Annotated in this window: 8 protein-coding genes; 7 read left to right on the top strand and 1 reads right to left on the bottom strand. The window is 73.1% G+C overall.

Annotation, left to right across the window (positions count from 1 at the left end):
* Positions 1–58: 58 nt before the first annotated feature.
* On the bottom strand, positions 59–1,321 hold the full coding sequence (locus ACIQMX_RS03640) for a nucleotide sugar dehydrogenase (RefSeq protein WP_363067066.1): 1,263 nt from the start codon (positions 1,319–1,321) through the stop codon (positions 59–61).
* Positions 1,322–1,600: 279 nt separating this feature from the next.
* Here ACIQMX_RS03640 and ACIQMX_RS03635 point away from each other — a divergent pair, with 279 nt between their 5' ends.
* From ACIQMX_RS03635 to ACIQMX_RS03605, 7 genes are all read left to right on the top strand, one after another.
* Positions 1,601–3,310, top strand: a complete 1,710-nt coding sequence (locus ACIQMX_RS03635; protein ID WP_363067067.1) for a glycerol-3-phosphate dehydrogenase/oxidase — start codon at positions 1,601–1,603, stop codon at positions 3,308–3,310.
* Positions 3,311–3,762: 452 nt separating this feature from the next.
* Positions 3,763–5,712, top strand: a complete 1,950-nt coding sequence (locus tag ACIQMX_RS03630; protein ID WP_402474692.1) for a serine/threonine-protein kinase — start codon at positions 3,763–3,765, stop codon at positions 5,710–5,712.
* A gap of 179 nt (positions 5,713–5,891) precedes the next feature.
* Positions 5,892–8,666, top strand: coding sequence for a protein kinase (locus ACIQMX_RS03625; protein WP_363067069.1), 2,775 nt, complete (start codon positions 5,892–5,894; stop codon positions 8,664–8,666).
* 131 nt (positions 8,667–8,797) lie between these two features.
* Entirely contained in the window at positions 8,798–10,477 is a 1,680-nt protein-coding gene (locus ACIQMX_RS03620) for a serine/threonine-protein kinase (protein WP_363067070.1), read from the top strand.
* 184 nt (positions 10,478–10,661) lie between these two features.
* Complete coding sequence (locus ACIQMX_RS03615; protein WP_363067071.1) at positions 10,662–12,290, top strand: succinic semialdehyde dehydrogenase; 1,629 nt, start codon at positions 10,662–10,664, stop codon at positions 12,288–12,290.
* Positions 12,291–12,339: 49 nt separating this feature from the next.
* Positions 12,340–14,217, top strand: coding sequence for a GMC family oxidoreductase (locus tag ACIQMX_RS03610; RefSeq protein ID WP_363067072.1), 1,878 nt, complete (start codon positions 12,340–12,342; stop codon positions 14,215–14,217).
* A 294-nt stretch (positions 14,218–14,511) separates the two neighbouring features.
* On the top strand, positions 14,512–16,287 hold the full coding sequence (locus ACIQMX_RS03605) for a peptidase (RefSeq protein ID WP_402474687.1): 1,776 nt from the start codon (positions 14,512–14,514) through the stop codon (positions 16,285–16,287).
* The last annotated feature ends 283 nt before the right edge of the window (positions 16,288–16,570 follow it).

Raw genomic sequence — 16,570 nt, 5'->3', positions numbered from 1 at the left:
CCGCAGGCTAGCAGTCGGTTCCGACAATGACCCACCGGAATCCTTGGGGGAACTGCGATCAGAGCCGGTGCGCGGCCCCTGCCGGGGTGGCGCCGCGGGTGTCGAGGAGGAGCTGCGCCTTCACGGCCAGGCCCTGGAGGTCGTAGGTGCGGTGGTGCTGGAGCAGCACCGTCAGATCGGCGCTGGAGGCGGCCTCGTACAGCGAGTCGGCGCGGGGGACCGGGAGTTCGCGTACGCGCCAGTCCAGGACGTGCGGATCGTGGTAGCCGATCTGGGCGCCCATGTCCATCAGCCGGGTGGCGATCTCGCGGGCGGGAGAGGCCTCCTGGTCGGCGAGGTCGGGCTTGTACGTGACGCCGAGGAGCAGGATCCGGGCGCCGCGGACGGATTTCCCGTGTTCGTTGAGGAGGGTGGCGCAGCGCTGGATCACGTACTGCGGCATCCGGTCGTTGATCTCCTGGGCGAGCGAGACCATCCGCAGCGGGTGTCCGGGGGTGCGGCTGTTGTACGGGAGGTAGCCCGGGTCGACCGGGGCGCCGTGGCCGCCGACGCCGGGGCCGGGGCGGAAGGGCTGGAAGCCGAAGGGCTTGGTCTCGGCGCACCGGATGACGTCCCAGAGGTCGACGCCGAGGTCGTGGCAGAGCACGGCCATCTCGTTGACCAGCGCGATGTTGACGTGCCGGAAGTTGGTCTCCAGGACCTTCGTCATCTCGGCCTCGCGCGGGCCGCGGGCCCGGACGACCTTGTCGGTGAGCCGGCTGTAGAAGGCGGCGGCCGACTCCGTGCAGGCGGGGGTCAGGCCGCCGATGACCTTGGGGGTGCTGGCGTAGACGTGGGTGCGGTTGCCGGGGTCGAGGCGGCTGGGGGAGTGGGCGAGGTGGAAGTCGCGTCCGCCGCGCAGCCCGGAGCCCTGTTCGAGGAGGGGGAGCAGGAAGTTCTCGGTGGTGCCGGGCGGTACGGCCGATTCCAGGAGCACGGTGGTGTGCGGGCGCAGCCGGGCGGCCAGGGCCCGGGCCGCGTCGCCGACGGCGGTGAGGTCGAGGGTGCGGTCCGGGCCGAGGGGGGTGGGGGCGCAGATCACGGCGGTACGGACCCGGCCCAGCTCGGCCTGGTCGGTGGTCGGGCGGAATCCGCCGGACAGCATCCGGCGGATGTCCGACGCGGTGAGCGATCCCTCGACCGGGGTGCGGCCCGCGGAGAGCTCGGCGAAGGCCCGGGGGTCGGTGTCGTAGCCGATGGTCTGGATGCGGGCCGAGACGGCGGCCTGGGCGAGGGGCAGGCCGAGGTGACCGAGTCCGATGACGGCGAGGTCTGCAGGCACGTGGGTGGCCGTCCTTCCCTCGGACCGGCCGGCACACGAGCCGCTCGGTCCAAGACCGTGAGGAGAGAAAGCGCAACTGCTGGGGACAGTGCAATGTCAGACTAGGCGTAAATATGACCTATATGTCGCATTGTGTGGCCGTCGTCGTCCGGGTGTTGTCCACAGGCGGTGGCTGAAGTCGTGGAGCGCGGACAGAATCGAGAGGTGGGCACGGGCACCCGACCCCGCGGTCGGACCGCATCCCCGTGCCGGACCACCCCGATCTACCGGGAGGCAGCAGTGAGGACAGCGACACTGGGACCCGCGGAGCGTGCCGCAGCGCTCGCAGCGATGGCCGAGCGCGAACTGGACGTGCTGGTCGTGGGGGCGGGCGTGGTCGGCGCCGGGACGGCGCTCGACGCGGTGACGAGAGGGCTCTCGACCGGACTGGTCGAGGCGCGCGACTGGGCGTCCGGCACGTCGAGCAGGTCGAGCAAGCTGATCCACGGCGGGCTGCGCTACCTGGAGATGCTCGACTTCGCGCTCGTCCGCGAGGCGCTGAAGGAGCGCGGGCTGCTGCTGGAGCGGCTCGCCCCGCATCTGGTGAAGCCGGTGCCGTTCCTCTACCCGTTGCAGCACAAGGGCTGGGAGCGGCTGTACGCCGGTTCCGGCGTCGCGCTGTACGACGCGATGTCGGTGTCCTCCGGGCACGGCCGCGGGCTGCCCGTGCACCGGCACCTCTCCCGCCGCCAGGCGCTGCGGGTCGCGCCGGCGCTCAAGCGGGACGCCCTGGTCGGGGCCTTGCAGTACTACGACGCCCAGATGGACGACGCCCGCTATGTCGCGACGCTGGTGCGCACCGCCGCCGGGTACGGCGCACACGTGGCGAACCAGGCACGGGTGGTCGGCTTCCTCCGGGAGGGCGAGCGCGTCGTCGGCGCCCGGGTGGCGGACGTCGAGGCGGGCGACGAGTACGAGGTCAGGGCCAAACAGGTGGTCAACGCCACCGGCGTCTGGACGGACGACACCCAGGCGCTGATCGGCGAGCGCGGCCAGTTCCACGTGCGGGCCTCCAAGGGCATCCATCTGGTCGTCCCCAAGGACCGCATCCACTCCTCCACGGGCCTGATCCTGCGGACCGAGAAGTCCGTGCTCTTCGTCATCCCGTGGGGACGGCACTGGATCGTCGGGACGACGGACACCGACTGGGACCTGGACAAGGCCCATCCGGCCGCCTCCAGCGCGGACATCGACTATCTGCTCGAACACGTCAACTCGGTCCTGGCCACCCCGCTGACCAGGGACGACGTCCAGGGCGTCTACGCGGGGCTGCGGCCGTTGCTGGCCGGCGAGTCGGACGCGACCAGCAAGCTCTCGCGCGAGCACACGGTGGCGCACCCGCTGCCGGGTCTCGTCGTCGTCGCGGGAGGCAAGTACACGACGTACCGGGTGATGGCCAAGGACGCCGTCGACGAGGCGGTGCACGGCCTCGACCAGCGCGTCGCGGAGTGCGTCACCGAGGACATCCCGCTGCTGGGCGCCGAGGGCTACCGCGCTCTGTGGAACGCCCGGGCCAGGATCGCCGCCCGCACCGGCCTCCACGTCGCCCGGGTGGAGCATCTGCTCAACCGGTACGGCTCCATGACCGAGGAGATCCTGGAGCTGATCGTCGCCGACCCGGTGATGGGCGAACCGCTGCCGGCCGCCGACGACTACCTGAAGGCCGAGATCGTGTACGCGGCTTCGCACGAGGGGGCCCGCCACCTCGACGACGTACTGACCCGGCGCACCCGGATCTCCATCGAGACCTTCGACCGCGGCACCCGCTCCGCGCGGTTGTGCGCGGAGCTGATGGCGCGGGTGCTCGGTTGGGACAAGGGCAGGATCGAGCGCGAGGTCGCGCACTACGAGAAGCGGGTGGAAGCGGAACGGGAGTCGCAGCGCCAGCCCGACGACCTGACGGCGGACGCGGCGCGGCTGGGGGCACCTGACATCGTGCCCATCCGGTGAAATGAGAGTCCCGCCTGCCCGGCGGTTCGTTCCGCAGGGCAGGCGGGCAGGCGGGCAGGCGGGCAGGCGGGCAGGCGGGCAGGGACACCGGAACTCCGGCGTGCGCAGAGCGGGTTCGCGCGTGGTCGTGTGGGGCGGCGGGGCAACGAGCGCGCCCCTGGGGGCGGTGCGTCGGTCCGGCCCGGGAATACGGCGGTTCGGAGCATCGCTCCGGACGGCGTGCCGTGGTAGGCAGGAGGGTGCCCGCGCCGGGATGTGGTTCGCTGGGCGGAGCAGGGGCGGAGCGGGGTGGGGGCCGACGGTCGCGGCGGGGCAGCGCCGCGCGTACGGGCCCGGCCGGAAATCCCTTCCGTCGGCCACTTATGACGGTCCCCGGACCCGGCACCAGGACCGGTCCCGGGGTGAGGGACAATGAACGCTCTGCCAGGGCGGGTTGATCGCAGAGGGGACGCATGTCGGAGGCGGAGCAGGCACGGGAGCCCCAACGGGACAAGGACGGACGTCTTCTCGCGGGGCGGTACCGGCTCGGAGAGGTGCTCGGCCGGGGTGGAATGGGCACGGTCTGGCGTGCTGTCGACGAGACGCTGGGCCGCACGGTCGCGGTCAAGGAACTGCGGTTCCCCTCGGCCATCGACGACGACGAGAAGCGGCGGCTCATCACGCGGACCCTGCGCGAGGCGAAGGCGATCGCCCGGATCCGCAACAACGGCGCGGTCACCGTCTACGACGTGGTCGACGAGGACGACCGGCCGTGGATCGTCATGGAACTCATCGAGGGCAAGTCGCTGGCCGAGGCGGTCCGCGAGGACGGCGTCCTGACGCCGAGGCGCGCGGCCGAGGTCGGCCTCGCCATCCTCGACGTGCTGCGCTCGGCGCACCGCGAGGGCATTCTGCACCGCGACGTGAAGCCGTCCAACGTGCTGATCGCCGAGGACGGCCGGGTCGTGCTGACCGACTTCGGTATCGCCCAGGTCGAGGGCGACCCGTCGGTCACCTCCACCGGCATGCTCGTCGGCGCGCCCTCGTACATCTCGCCGGAGCGGGCCCGCGGCCACAAGCCCGGCCCGCCCGCCGACCTGTGGTCGCTCGGCGGTCTGCTGTACGCGAGCGTCGAGGGCTGCCCGCCGTACGACAAGGGGTCCGCGATCGCGACCCTGACCGCCGTGATGACCGAGCCGCTCGACCCGCCGAAGAACGCGGGCCCGCTGGAGGAGGTCATCTACGGGCTGCTGGCCCGGGACCCCGAGCAGCGGCTCGACGACGCCGGCGCGCGCGCCCTGCTCAACGACGTGATCGACGCCCCGGAGCAGACGGAGGTTCCGGTTCCGCCGCCGGCCGACGCCACCCAGGTGATGGCGCTCCCCAAGAACGTGGCCGACGCACCGCCGAAGGCGGCGCAGAAGTCCGGTGCCGAGGCGGGCGACGGGGCCAGGGACCGGCTGCGCGGCGCGCTGCGCTCCGCGCGGAACGCGAAGGCGGCACCCGCCGCGGCCGTCGGCGCCGCGGCCTCCGCCCCGGCCCGGCCCGCCACGGCTCCCACCACGGCCACGGCCTCTCCTTCGGGGGCCGTGCCGCCGCCGCGTCCGGCCACCTCGCCGGTCACCCCGCCCCGCGCGTCCCTCACGGACGTGGTGCCGCGCCGCACACTGGCGATCATCGCGGCCGTCATCGCGCTCGCCGTGCTCGGCACGGTCCTCGCGCTCACGCTCGGCGGGGACGACGAGGACTCCGGCACCACGGGCAAGGCCAAGGACGGCACGTCCGCCTCGGCCGGATCCTCCGCGGGCAGCGGCTCCGGCGGTTCGGGCGGATCCGCCGACACCGAGCAGGGAAGCGGCAAGGAGCAGGGCAAGGACGAGCAGGGTACGGACGGCGGCGGGGGCGGGAGCGACGACTCGGGCAAGGGGTCGGACGACTCACCGGGCGACAAGCAGGACGACACCGTGCCCACCGGCTACAAGACGGTGGAGAACAAGAAGTTCCACTTCTCCATGGTGATGCCCGAGGGCTTCCGTTTCGACAAGACGGCGGGCGCCAACTCCGGCGGCATTTACAACGTCAGCGGCGGCTTCCCCCGTATCCAGGTCGACTACACCGACTCGCCCGGCGGCGACGCCGCCGGGGCCTGGCGGGCGGCCAGGGCCGCCGTCGCGGCCACCAGCAACGGCTACCACCACCTCGGCATAAACGAGGTCCAGTACAAGGGCTACCCGACCGTCGCCGACTGGCAGTTCGAGCGTACGCAGCAGGGCCAGCGGGTCCGGGTGATCAACCGGGGCTTCAAGGTCGACAGCGGCCACGGGTACGCGATCATGATCAGCTGCAAGGCCGACGCGTGGGACGACGCGGAGTGCCGGACGCTGCGCAGGACGGCGTTCGACACCTTCAAGCCGCTCGACTGACGCAAGCCGTTCGGCCGGGTTGGGCCGACCCGGCCGCGCGGCAGCCTCCTGCCACGTATTGTGAGAGCTCGAAGACCGTACGCAGCCGAAACCACAAGCCAATTGCACAGCAAGTGACCGCAATTGACGGTTTCGTGCGGTCTACGTGACCGGGGGACAGCGCGCTCTGGGGAGGCGTCGTGGACGACTATGCGGGTCGGGTACTTGCCGACCGCTACCGCCTTCCGCTGCCCCCGTCCGATGAGTACGAACTGGTCGAGACCCGGGCGTTCGACACCTACAGCGGCCAGGAGGTACTGGTCCGTCAGGTGCCGCTGCCGGAGGTCGTGGACGCCGAGGTGCTCGACGCGGACGGGCTGCCGACCGCGGCCCGGCGGGCCGGCGGGCGCACCGTGCGACGGTCCACCGACCCCGCTGTCCGGCGCGCCATCGAGGCCGCCCAGGCAGCGGCCCAGGTGCCCGACCATCCGCGTCTGGACCAGGTCTTCGACGTGTTCGCCGAGGCGGGTTCGCTCTGGATCGTGAGCGAACTGGTCGCGGCCAGACCGCTCGCGGCGCTGCTCGCGGAGCGCCCGCTCAATCCGTACCGGGCCGCCGAGATCGGCTCCGACGTCCTCACCGCGCTGCGCGTCCTGCACGCGCACGGCTGGACCCATCGCAACATCACCGTGCGCACGGTGCTCGTCTGCGACGACGGACGCGTCGTGCTGACCGGCCTGGCGGCCGGGGCGGCCGAGGAGGCGCTCTGCGGCTACGTGCCGGTGCCGCGCCCGGACGACGAGGGCGAGGACGGCTACGGCGGCCCGGCAATCGAATCGGGGCCCACGGGTCCGTACGCCCCGCCCGCGGCAGAGCCGGGGGAAGCCGGTCCGTACGGCCTGCCGGGGACCGGTACGGGCAGCCATGACCTCTTCCGCCCGCCCGCCGTCGAGCCCGGGCGCACCGGCCCGTACGGCAGCCCGGACGTGCCCGGCTCCCGTGGACCCGCGGCCATCGAGGCGGGGGACGGGGGCGGTCCCGCGCAGCCCTACGGAGCCGGTGAGCTGGAATCCGTGCGCCGGCCGTCGCCACCCGTACCGCCGACCACCGTGCCCGCCGCCGAGGCCGGCAGCGCACAGGCACGGGCCGCGCGGGCGGGGGCCATCGCCGCGTACCGTGCGGGCGCCCGCGCCGCCGCCCGCATCGGCGAGGAGGAGCGCAGGGCCGGCCGGGACGGCGCCCAGGACACCGGCACCCTTCCGGTCCAGCGGCCCGCCCACCCGCTGCAGCCGCTCGGCCGGCCCGGCGCACCGGACGCGTACGGCGAGGACCGGTACGACGACGAGGACCAGTACGACGAGGATCCGTACGACGACGAGGACGAGGAGGACGACGGCCCGCCGCCCCGGCGGCTCCATCTGACCGGTTCCTGGGACGACGGTCCCGGTCGCGGCCGCCCGGTGCCCGCAGGAGGCTCCAACGAGGACGCCCTGCGCGCCGATTCCCGGCGGCAGGGAGCCACCCCGGCCGTCCGCCCGCAGCTTCCGGCCACCACCCGGGAGACCGCCCGCGAGACCGCCCCGGGCCGCTGGGACGAGATCGTCGCCGGCAGCCGTGACACCTCCGCGTACCGCGGCCCCGCGACCACGCTCGCCGCCGAGCGGGCCCGGCAGGCCCGGATCGCCGTCGTCGGCGCGGTCACCGAGCGCTGGGCGCCCGAGCAGGCCGGGCCGGTCCACGAGAACTGGCAGCTGGCGCCGCCCATCGGCCCCTCCACCGACCTCTGGGCGCTGGGCGCGCTGCTCTACCGCGCCGTGCAGGGCCATGCCCCGTACCCGGAGGAGAACGCCGCCGAACTCGTCCAGATGGTCTGCGGCGAACCGCCCGCCTTCGCCGAGGAGTGCGGCGCGCTGCGCCCCGTCGTCGAGTCGCTGCTGCGCCAGGACCCCACCGAGCGTCCGGACTTCGAGGAACTGCGCGGCTGGCTGCGCTCCCTCGTGCGGTCCGCGCCCGAGCCGGAGGCCGGGCTCGACGTCGTGCCCCTGCCCTCCCCGGACGCCACCCGGCTGCCCGTCGTACGCCGCCGCGGCGAACTCGTCCGCAAGCGCCGCGGCCGCCGGGGCGGGAGCACCCACGGCCGCCACCGCCAGACCAGGGAACGGCTGGAACCCGCGGAGCGGGCCGTACCCGAGCCGCGCGAGCCCAGGAACCCCAGACCGCCCCGCGAGCCCAAGGGGCCCAAGGCGCTGCGCACTCCGCCCCGCCCGCAGCAGGACGGGCAGCGCGCCCCGCGCAGGCTCGGCCGGCTGCTGCTCCTCCTGGTCCTGCTCCTCCTGGCCGCGGCGATCGCGTACGCGGTGATGTTCATGCCCAAGTCCGGTACGGATTCCGAGGGCGGCGCCGCCCCCTCGCGTACGGAGTCCGGAGCACCGGAACCCGGCGGCCAGGAATCCGCGGACCCGTCCGCCGCGGCCTCCTCCGGCGCCCAGCAGCCGCAGACCAGCCGCTCCGCCGTCGCGCTCGCACCCGGCTACACGCTGCGCAAGGACCCCGAGGGCTTCGAGGTCGGGGCGCCCAAGGGCTGGCAGCGCAGCCCCGCCAACGCGGACCGTCAGATCCGTTACGGGAGCGACGGGTTCAGCCTGCTCGTCGTCCCGGGACGCGACACCGTGAAGACCAACGGCGCGGACCCGCTCGACTACCAGCGGAACAAGGAGCCGGAGCTGAAGCAGTTCCGCGACTCCAGCTGGGCCTCGGCGAGCGGGCTGCGGCGGATCGACGTCGGGCAGCAGGCCATGGCGGAGGGGCAGTTCACCTGGCAGGACGCCGACGGCCGCGAGGTCTACGTCCGCAACCTGGTGATCGTCGTCAAGGGCAAGTACCACATCCTCCAGGTCATCGGCCCGGAGAGCCAGCGTGACAAGGTCGGCGAGATCTACCAACAGGCCAGCGCCTCCTACCGCGTGACACAGTGAACGCGGACGGGTCGACGGGGCACGGACCCGAGGGCGACATGCATCACAGTGCGATCTCGTGAGCGGTGCGAGGTTCCGTGGCCGCACGTCCCCTCCGTAACCTGGCATCCGAAGGAACGGGGCGGGGACACGTGGAACGATCGCAGGGCACGGAAGCGGGACTGCTGCTGGCCGGGAGGTACCGGCTCGGGGAGGTCCTGGGACGCGGTGGCATGGGCAAGGTCTGGCGCGCCCATGACGAGGTGCTGCACCGCACCGTCGCCGTCAAGGAGCTGACCGCCGGGCTGTACGTCGCCGAGGCGGACCGGGTCGTGCTGCACGCGCGTACCCAGAAGGAGGCCCGCGCCGCGGCCCGCATCACGCATCCCGGCGTGGTCACCGTCCACGACGTGATCGAGTACGACAACCGGCCGTGGATCGTCATGCAGTACGTCGACGGGCCGTCACTTGCCGACCAGGCCAAGGAATCCGGCGAGGTCGAACCCCGCGAGGCGGCCAGGATCGGGCTCCATGTGCTGGGCGCCCTGCGCGCCGCGCACGGTGCCGGGGTGCTGCACCGCGACGTGAAGCCGGGCAACGTCCTGCTCGCCCGCGACGGCCGGGTGCTCCTCACCGACTTCGGGATCGCGGCGATAGAGGGCGACTCGACCATCACCAGGACCGGTGAACTGGTCGGCTCCATCGACTACCTGGCACCCGAGCGGGTCCGCGGCGGCGATCCCGGCCCCGCGTCCGACCTCTGGTCGCTGGGCGCCACGCTGTACACCGCGGTCGAGGGCCGTTCGCCGTTCCGCCGCACCTCACCGATCTCCACGATGCAGGCCGTCGTCACCGAGGAGCCGCCGGCACCCGTACGGGCCGGGGCGCTGGCCCATGTCATCACCGCGCTGCTCCGCAAGGAACCGGAGGACCGGCCGACGGCCGAGGAGGCCGAGCGGATGCTGCTGGAGGCCATGGAGGGGCGTGAGCCCCGGGCGGCCCAGGCGTACGTCCCCACCCAGCGGGTCCCCGAGGAGGTCCTGCACGCGATGGGCCCCGACGGCGCCTCCGGTGGCGGGATACCGGGCGGCGGCACGGCCCGGCTGCCCTACCCCGGACCCGCCCCGGCCCCCGGCACCGTACCCGTGGCCCGGCGCAGCCGCTGGCGCACCACGGTCCTGGTCATCGCGCTGGCGGCCCTGGTGGGCGGCGGGGCGGGCGTCGCCGCGTTGCTGTACGCGAACCGCACGGAGGCGGATTCCGGGACCGGCGGCACGGCGTCGCACGGCACCCGGTCGCCGGGGCCGGCCACCGCCAGTCCCAGCCCCACCCCCACGCCCGCCCCCACGCCCACGCCGGACCCGGCGAAGGAGGGCGTGCCGGACGGCTGGCGGCGCGTGGAGGACCCGGCCGGGTTCAGCATCCTCATGCCGGTGGGCTGGGAGCGCCAGGTGAACGGCACCAACATCGACTACACCCCGGACGACGGTGTGCACTACTTCCGCTTCAGCGCGGACCCGGCACCGGACTTCGACCACCCGTACACGCACATGCAGGACCTCGAGACGAGACTGCGCGAACGGCTGCCGGAGTACCGGAGCCTGGAGATGAACTCCAACGTCTACCGGGACCAGCCCGGGTCCATCTGGGAGTTCACCTGGACCGAGAAGCCCGGCGAGCCGCGCCATGCCATCGACCAGATGTACTACGCGAAGGAGGGCGGCCCCGAGTACGCGCTGTACATGACGGGGCCGGAGGAGGACTGGGACGTCACCCGGGACCGCTTCAACACGATGCTGCGCAGCTGGCGCGCGCCGGCCGAGTCCAACTGACCCCGCTCGACTCCTGCGGCGCCTTCCCGGTCGGCGGAACCGAGGGGATACCCCCTGATCAGCGGTTATTCAGCCAGTGATCACTGGCTCGGTTGGCGGCGGCCGTCGAGGGCTGTTGTGGGGAGTGTGAAAAGCTGTTACCCACGGGTACCCAAAGCATCCGGCTCGACGTACTCTCGCCCTCATGACGGACTCGCAGGTCTCCACGCCCACCACCGCCGCGGTTGCCGGCACCAACCCGGTGGCCGCCGCGCCCGCGGGCGCGCGCACGGCCGCCGACGTCGTGACGCCCGAGGTGATCGCCCAGCTGACCCGTGGCGTCGTCGGCTCCGGCCGCACGGCCAACCACACCCCCTTCACCGGCGAGAAGCTGGCCGATCTGCCCGAGTCCACCCCCGAGGACGTGGCGGACGCCTTCGCGCGCGCCCGTGCCGCCCAGCCCGCCTGGGCCGCGCTGTCCGTCCGTGCCAGGGCCGCCGTGCTGCTGCGCTTCCACGACCTCGTGCTGGAGCGCCAGTCGGAGGTCCTCGACCTCATCCAGCTGGAGACCGGCAAGGCCCGGCTGCACGCCCACGAGGAGGTCCTCGCGGTCTCCGTCGCCGCCCGGCACTACGGCCGCAGGGCGGGCGCCTACCTGAAGCCGAAGCGGCACACCGGGGTCGTACCGACGCTCACCAAGGTCACCGAGCTGCGCCAGCCGCGCGGCGTCATCGGCCAGATCGCGCCGTGGAACTACCCCCTGGAGCTGTCCGTCGGCGACGCGCTGCCCGCTTTCGTCGCGGGCAACGCCGTGGTGATGAAGCCCGACACGGAGACCGCGCTGACCGCGCTGTGGGCCCGTGACCTCCTCATCGAGGCCGGCCTGCCGGCCGAGGTGTTCCAGGTCGTCCTCGGCGACGGACCCGTCGTCGGCCCCGAGGTCGTCAAGCACGCCGACTACGTCTCCTTCACCGGCTCCACCCGCACCGGACGCGAGGTCGCCCAGGGCGCCGCGGCCCGGCTCGTCGGCGTCTCGCTGGAGCTCGGCGGCAAGAACGCGATGCTGGTCCTGGCGGACGCCGACGTGGAGAAGGCCGCCGCCGGCGCCGTCCGCGCCTGCTTCTCCTCCGCCGGCCAGCTCTGCATCTCCATCGAGCGGCTGTACGTCCACGAGTCCGTCGCCGACGACTTCGTGGCCCGGTTCGCCGCCCGTACGAAGGCGATGCGGCTCGGCACCTCCCTCGCGTACGGCGCCGACATGGGCTCGCTCGTCGGCGAGCGCCAGCTGGAGACCGTCGCCCGGCATGTCACCGAGGCCGTCGAGAAGGGCGCCACGCTCGTCGCGGGCGGCGTCGCCCGTCCCGACATCGGCCCGCTGTTCTACGAGCCGACCATCCTCGACGGCGTCGAGGCCCCGATGGCCGTCTGCAACGAGGAGACCTTCGGCCCGGTCGTCTCCATCTACCGGTTCAGCGACGAGGACGAGGTCATCGCGCTGGCCAACGCCACCCCCTACGGCCTGAACTCCAGCGTCTGGACCAAGGACGGCAGGCGCGGCCACCGGGTCGCCGCCCGGCTGCGGACCGGCACGGTCAACATCAACGAGGGGTACGCCCCCGCGTACGGCAGTGTGCAGTCCCCGATGGGCGGCATGAAGGACTCCGGCCTCGGCCGCCGCCACGGCTCCGAGGGCATCCTCAAGTACACCGAGGCCCAGACCGTCGCCCAGCAGCGCCTGATCCCGCTCGCCCCGTCCTTCGGGATGGACGACGCGAAGTACGCGGCGTTCATGAGCCGCAGCCTCAAGGCCATGAAGGCCTTCCGGCTGCGCTGACCCGCCGCACCACCGCAGCAATTCTGTCCTTTTCGTACCGAGGAGAGCCATGTCCCAGGACAGCCCTGCCCAGAATCAGGCCGGACCGGCCGGCTCGGCCGATGACGACGCCGCGTACGACTACGACGTCCTGATCGTCGGTTCGGGCTTCGGCGGCGCGGTCTCGGCGCTGCGGCTGACCGAGAAGGGCTACCGGGTCGGTGTCCTGGAGGCGGGCCGCCGCTTCACCCCCGGCACGCTGCCCAAGAACTCCTGGGACCTGAAGAACTACCTGTGGGCCCCCGCGCTGGGCCTCTTCGGCATCCAGCGCGTGCATCTGCTCGGCAAGGTGATGGTGCTGGCCGGTGCGGGCGTCGGCGGCGGCTCGCTGAACTACGCCAACACGCTGTACGTGCCTCCGGCGCCGTTCTTCGAGGACCGGCAGTGGGCGCACATCACCGACTGGCAGGACGAGCTCGCGCCGTACTACGAGCAGGCCAAGCGGATGCTCGGGGTCAGGCTCAACCCCACGATGACGCCGTCCGACGTCCATCTGAAGGCGGCCGCCGAGGTCATGGGCGTCGGCGACACCTTCCATCTCGCGCCGGTCGGCGTCTTCTTCGGAGACGGCGAGGACGCCGACGGCACGGCGAGGGCGAAGCCCGGCGGCACCGTCGCCGACCCGTACTTCGGAGGCGCGGGCCCGGCCCGCAAGGCCTGCACCGAATGCGGCGAATGCATGACCGGCTGCCGGCACGGCGCGAAGAACACCCTCAACGAGAACTACCTCCACCTCGCCGAGAAGGCCGGAGCGGTCATCCACCCGATGACGTCCGTCGTCGCGGTCACGGACGACCCCGAGGGCGGCTACCGCGTCGCCACCGTGCCGACCGACCGCCGCAGGAAGGCGAAGCCCACCCTGCTGCGCGCCCGCAAGGTGGTCGTGGCGGCGGGCACGTACGGCACCCAGACCCTGCTGCACACCATGAAGGACCGGGGTCTGCTGCCGCGGATCTCTTCCCGCCTCGGCGAGCTGACGCGGACCAACTCCGAAGGCCTCGTGGGCGCGCAGACCTCCGAACGCCGCTACCGCAGGAAGCACGGGACCGAGGCCGACTTCACCAGGGGCGTCGCCATCACCTCGTCGATCCACCCCGACGAGAACACCCACATCGAACCGGTCCGCTACGGCAAGGGATCCAACGCGATGGGCGGGATGACCATCCTCCAGGTCCCCTACAGCACCCACCGGGTACTGGCCTGGTTCGGCAACGTCGCCAAGCACCCGACCCTCGCCGTGCGTTCGCTCTCCAACCGGCGCTGGTCGGAGCGGACCATCATCGGGCTCGTCATGCAGTCGCTGGACAACTCCCTGACCGCGTACCGCAAGCCCCGGGGCATCGGAAAGGGCCTGCTCACCGCCCGTCAGGGGCACGGAGCGCCCAACCCGACGCAGATCGCCGAGGCGACGCAGAGCGCGTCGCTGCTCGCCGAGGAGATCAACGGCTTCCCGGGCTCCAACATCGGCGAGCTCATGGGCACCCCGCTCACGGCGCACTTCCTCGGCGGCTGTCCGATCGGCGCGAGCGCCGAGGAAGGCGTCATCGACCCGTACCACCGGCTGTTCGGCCACCCGGGCATCTCGGTCGTCGACGGTTCCGCGGTCTCCGCCAACCTCGGCGTCAACCCGTCGCTGACCATCACCGCACAGGCGGAGCGGGCCATGTCCTTCTGGCCCAACAAGGGTGAGCAGGACCCCCGCCCGGCACAGGACCTGGGGTACGAACGGCTGACGGCGGTCGCGCCGCAGGCGCCGGCCGTCCCGGAGGAGGCGTTCGGCGCGCTGCGGCTGCCGTTCCTGGGAATGCCGGCGGTGCCGCCGAAGGCCACGGCGGCGGAATCCACGAAGGCGAACGCTGCGACGGGGGAATCCACGACAGCGGAGTAGGGGCAGCAGAAGGGGCTGCACCCCCCTCCGAGTGCAGCCCCTCACGCTCTACCGGTGAAGCCGCGTTACGGATGTGACCGGTGGTTCCGCATGCATGACCTGCAAGACGTGCCGATGGTTGTCCCCGGACTCACATAATCCGTATGTGACGCCGCTCACGTTTCGTTCGGGGCTCGCCTCCCGACGTGCTCAATCCGTGACCTGGACCCGCGCAACTCTTCGTACGGGCCCGGGGTCGAACTCGTATTGCCGCCACGGCGGCCGACGGTTCCCACTGACCCCAGAAGGTCCGCGATGAGAAGCACGACTCCGAGAGCCGCCCTGCGTCGCGCCGCGGCCGCTCTCGCCGCCGCCGGCCTGCTGGCCGCCGGGTCGCTCGCCCTGAGCGCCCCGGCCCGCGCAGCCGGTCCGGCCCCGGGTTTCGGCGGCCCGGCCGAGACCGCGCTGTACCCGTACCCGGCGAGCGGCGGCCCGCAGCGGGCCTCCGTCGCGATCACGGTCGACAACCCGTCCCCGGACGCGGAGCGCGGCCGCTTCGAGGGCGAGTACACCGTCACCTTCGACTTCGGCGGGATCGCGGGCGTCGCCGACGCCGTGTTCGGCGCGAAGAGCGGGACGGAGAGCGGATCGGAGAGCGGGACGGCGGCCGGAACGGGCGGCGGCGCGGACTGCGAGATCACCGGCACGACCGGTGTCTGCCACGGCACGGGCCTCGCGCCCGGGACGAACCCGCTGCCCGGACTCCGCGTCGGCGCCGCGGCGGGCAGCCGGGACGGGGACTCCGGCACGATCCGGGTGACCGGTACGGCGGACGGCGCGGCCTTCACCCCGTTCACCACCCGGATCGTGATCGGCGGCCCCGATCTGGTGATGGAGCGGGCCCCGCTGGATCAGGAGCTCGAACCCGGCCGGACCCAGCCGTTCCCGCTCGCCTTCGCCAACCACGGGACCCGCGCCGCCGACGGTGTCGTGCTCACCCTCACGTACACCCGCGGCATCGAGTTCACCGAGCGGTACGAGAACTGCGTGTACCGCGAGGACGACGCGGGCCAGGGCTTCCCCGTACGGACCACCGCGCGCTGCTCGGTCGGGGGCAGCTACGAGGCGGGCGCCGTCTACGAACTGGCTGAGCCCTTGCTGCTCAGGGCCACGCGGCGCGCCTACCGGGACACCCTGGTCTACCGGATCGACGAGGCCGGACCGGGGACGCGCGGCGCCGTGCGGGTGCCCGGAGCGCGGTCCGGGCAAGGCGGCACGGGGAACGTGCTCACGCTCAAGGCGGCCCCCGCGGCCCCCGCCGCCGTCCGCTCCGGCGACCTCGAACCCGGTGACAACCAGCAGGAGGCCGACTTCAGCACCGCGAACAGCGCCGACTTCGCCGCGTACGGGGACACGGCGTCCGGGCTGCCGGGCAGCACCGTCGGGGCCGACATCGGCTTCCGTAACGAGGGGCCGGCGTGGATCGGCAACCTCCGCTCCGGCGAGCCGGTCGCCACGGTCGACTTCACCGTTCCCGAGGGCGCCTCCGTCAGCGCATGGCCCGCCACCTGCCGGGGCGTGACGGCCGACGGGCGGTACCGCGAGCAGCAGGCCGGCGCACCCCGCTATGTGTGCGACACGTCGATGGCCGTCCGCGAGGACGCCGGCCGCGCACTGCACTTCGACCTGAAGATCGTCCAGGCCGTCACGGGAGCCTCCGGTGCGGTCGAGGTGCGCGGTACGGGGGCGCGGGACCCGCTGCTGCCGTTCGACCCCGACCGGAGCAACAACACCGCCGCCCTCGTGCTGAACGCGGACGATGCGGGGGACCCCGGCGCCACCGCGGGCGGGTCCGCCTCGGGCTCGTCGGGCAGCGGCGGCCCCACGGACGGCACCTCGGCCCCGGCGTCCTCCACGCCGGGCGGCTCCGGCTCCACCGGCACCACCGGCTCGCCGGTCCGGGACTCCGGCACCGGAGGCCGCCTCGCCGCCACCGGAACCGACGCCGCGACGCCCGCGGGCGCGGCGGTGGCCGCGCTCCTGGCGGGCGGCGTGCTCCGCCTGGCGGCCAGGCGGCGGCTCAGGCCCTGACCGAGGAACCCGCGCCCCGGCCCGCGGGCCGTAAGGGTCTCCGTGAGAACGGACCGGGAACGCGCCCCGGCCCGCGGGCCGGAGGAGCGGACGGGGAACGTACACCGGCCGGGGAACGTACATCCGCCGCCTGCGGCGCGGAAGAACGGACCGGGAACGCACAAGGGTCCGTGCACCGGATGACCGGTTCACGGACCCTTGGACACGGCAGGCTTCGGGCGTCCCCGAAGCCTGCCGTTCTGAGGTGACCGGGCTGCTGTCCCCTGCCGACCGGTCACGCACG

The organism is Streptomyces sp. NPDC091416, assembly GCF_044756845.1.
In the GTDB taxonomy this organism is placed as follows: Bacteria; Actinomycetota; Actinomycetes; order Streptomycetales; family Streptomycetaceae; genus Streptomyces.
Note: the sequence above shows the minus strand (reverse complement) of the source record. Positions and strands in the feature narration are given on the sequence as shown.

What these genes read in the sequence shown, in the direction of transcription:
- ACIQMX_RS03630 (WP_402474692.1), top strand. Translation starts at nt 3,763, where the DNA reads ATGTCGGAGGCGGAGCAGGCACGGGAGCCCCAACGGGACAAGGACGGA.
- ACIQMX_RS03615 (WP_363067071.1), top strand. Translation starts at nt 10,662, where the DNA reads ATGACGGACTCGCAGGTCTCCACGCCCACCACCGCCGCGGTTGCCGGC.
- ACIQMX_RS03610 (WP_363067072.1), top strand. Translation starts at nt 12,340, where the DNA reads ATGTCCCAGGACAGCCCTGCCCAGAATCAGGCCGGACCGGCCGGCTCG.
- ACIQMX_RS03605 (WP_402474687.1), top strand. Translation starts at nt 14,512, where the DNA reads ATGAGAAGCACGACTCCGAGAGCCGCCCTGCGTCGCGCCGCGGCCGCT.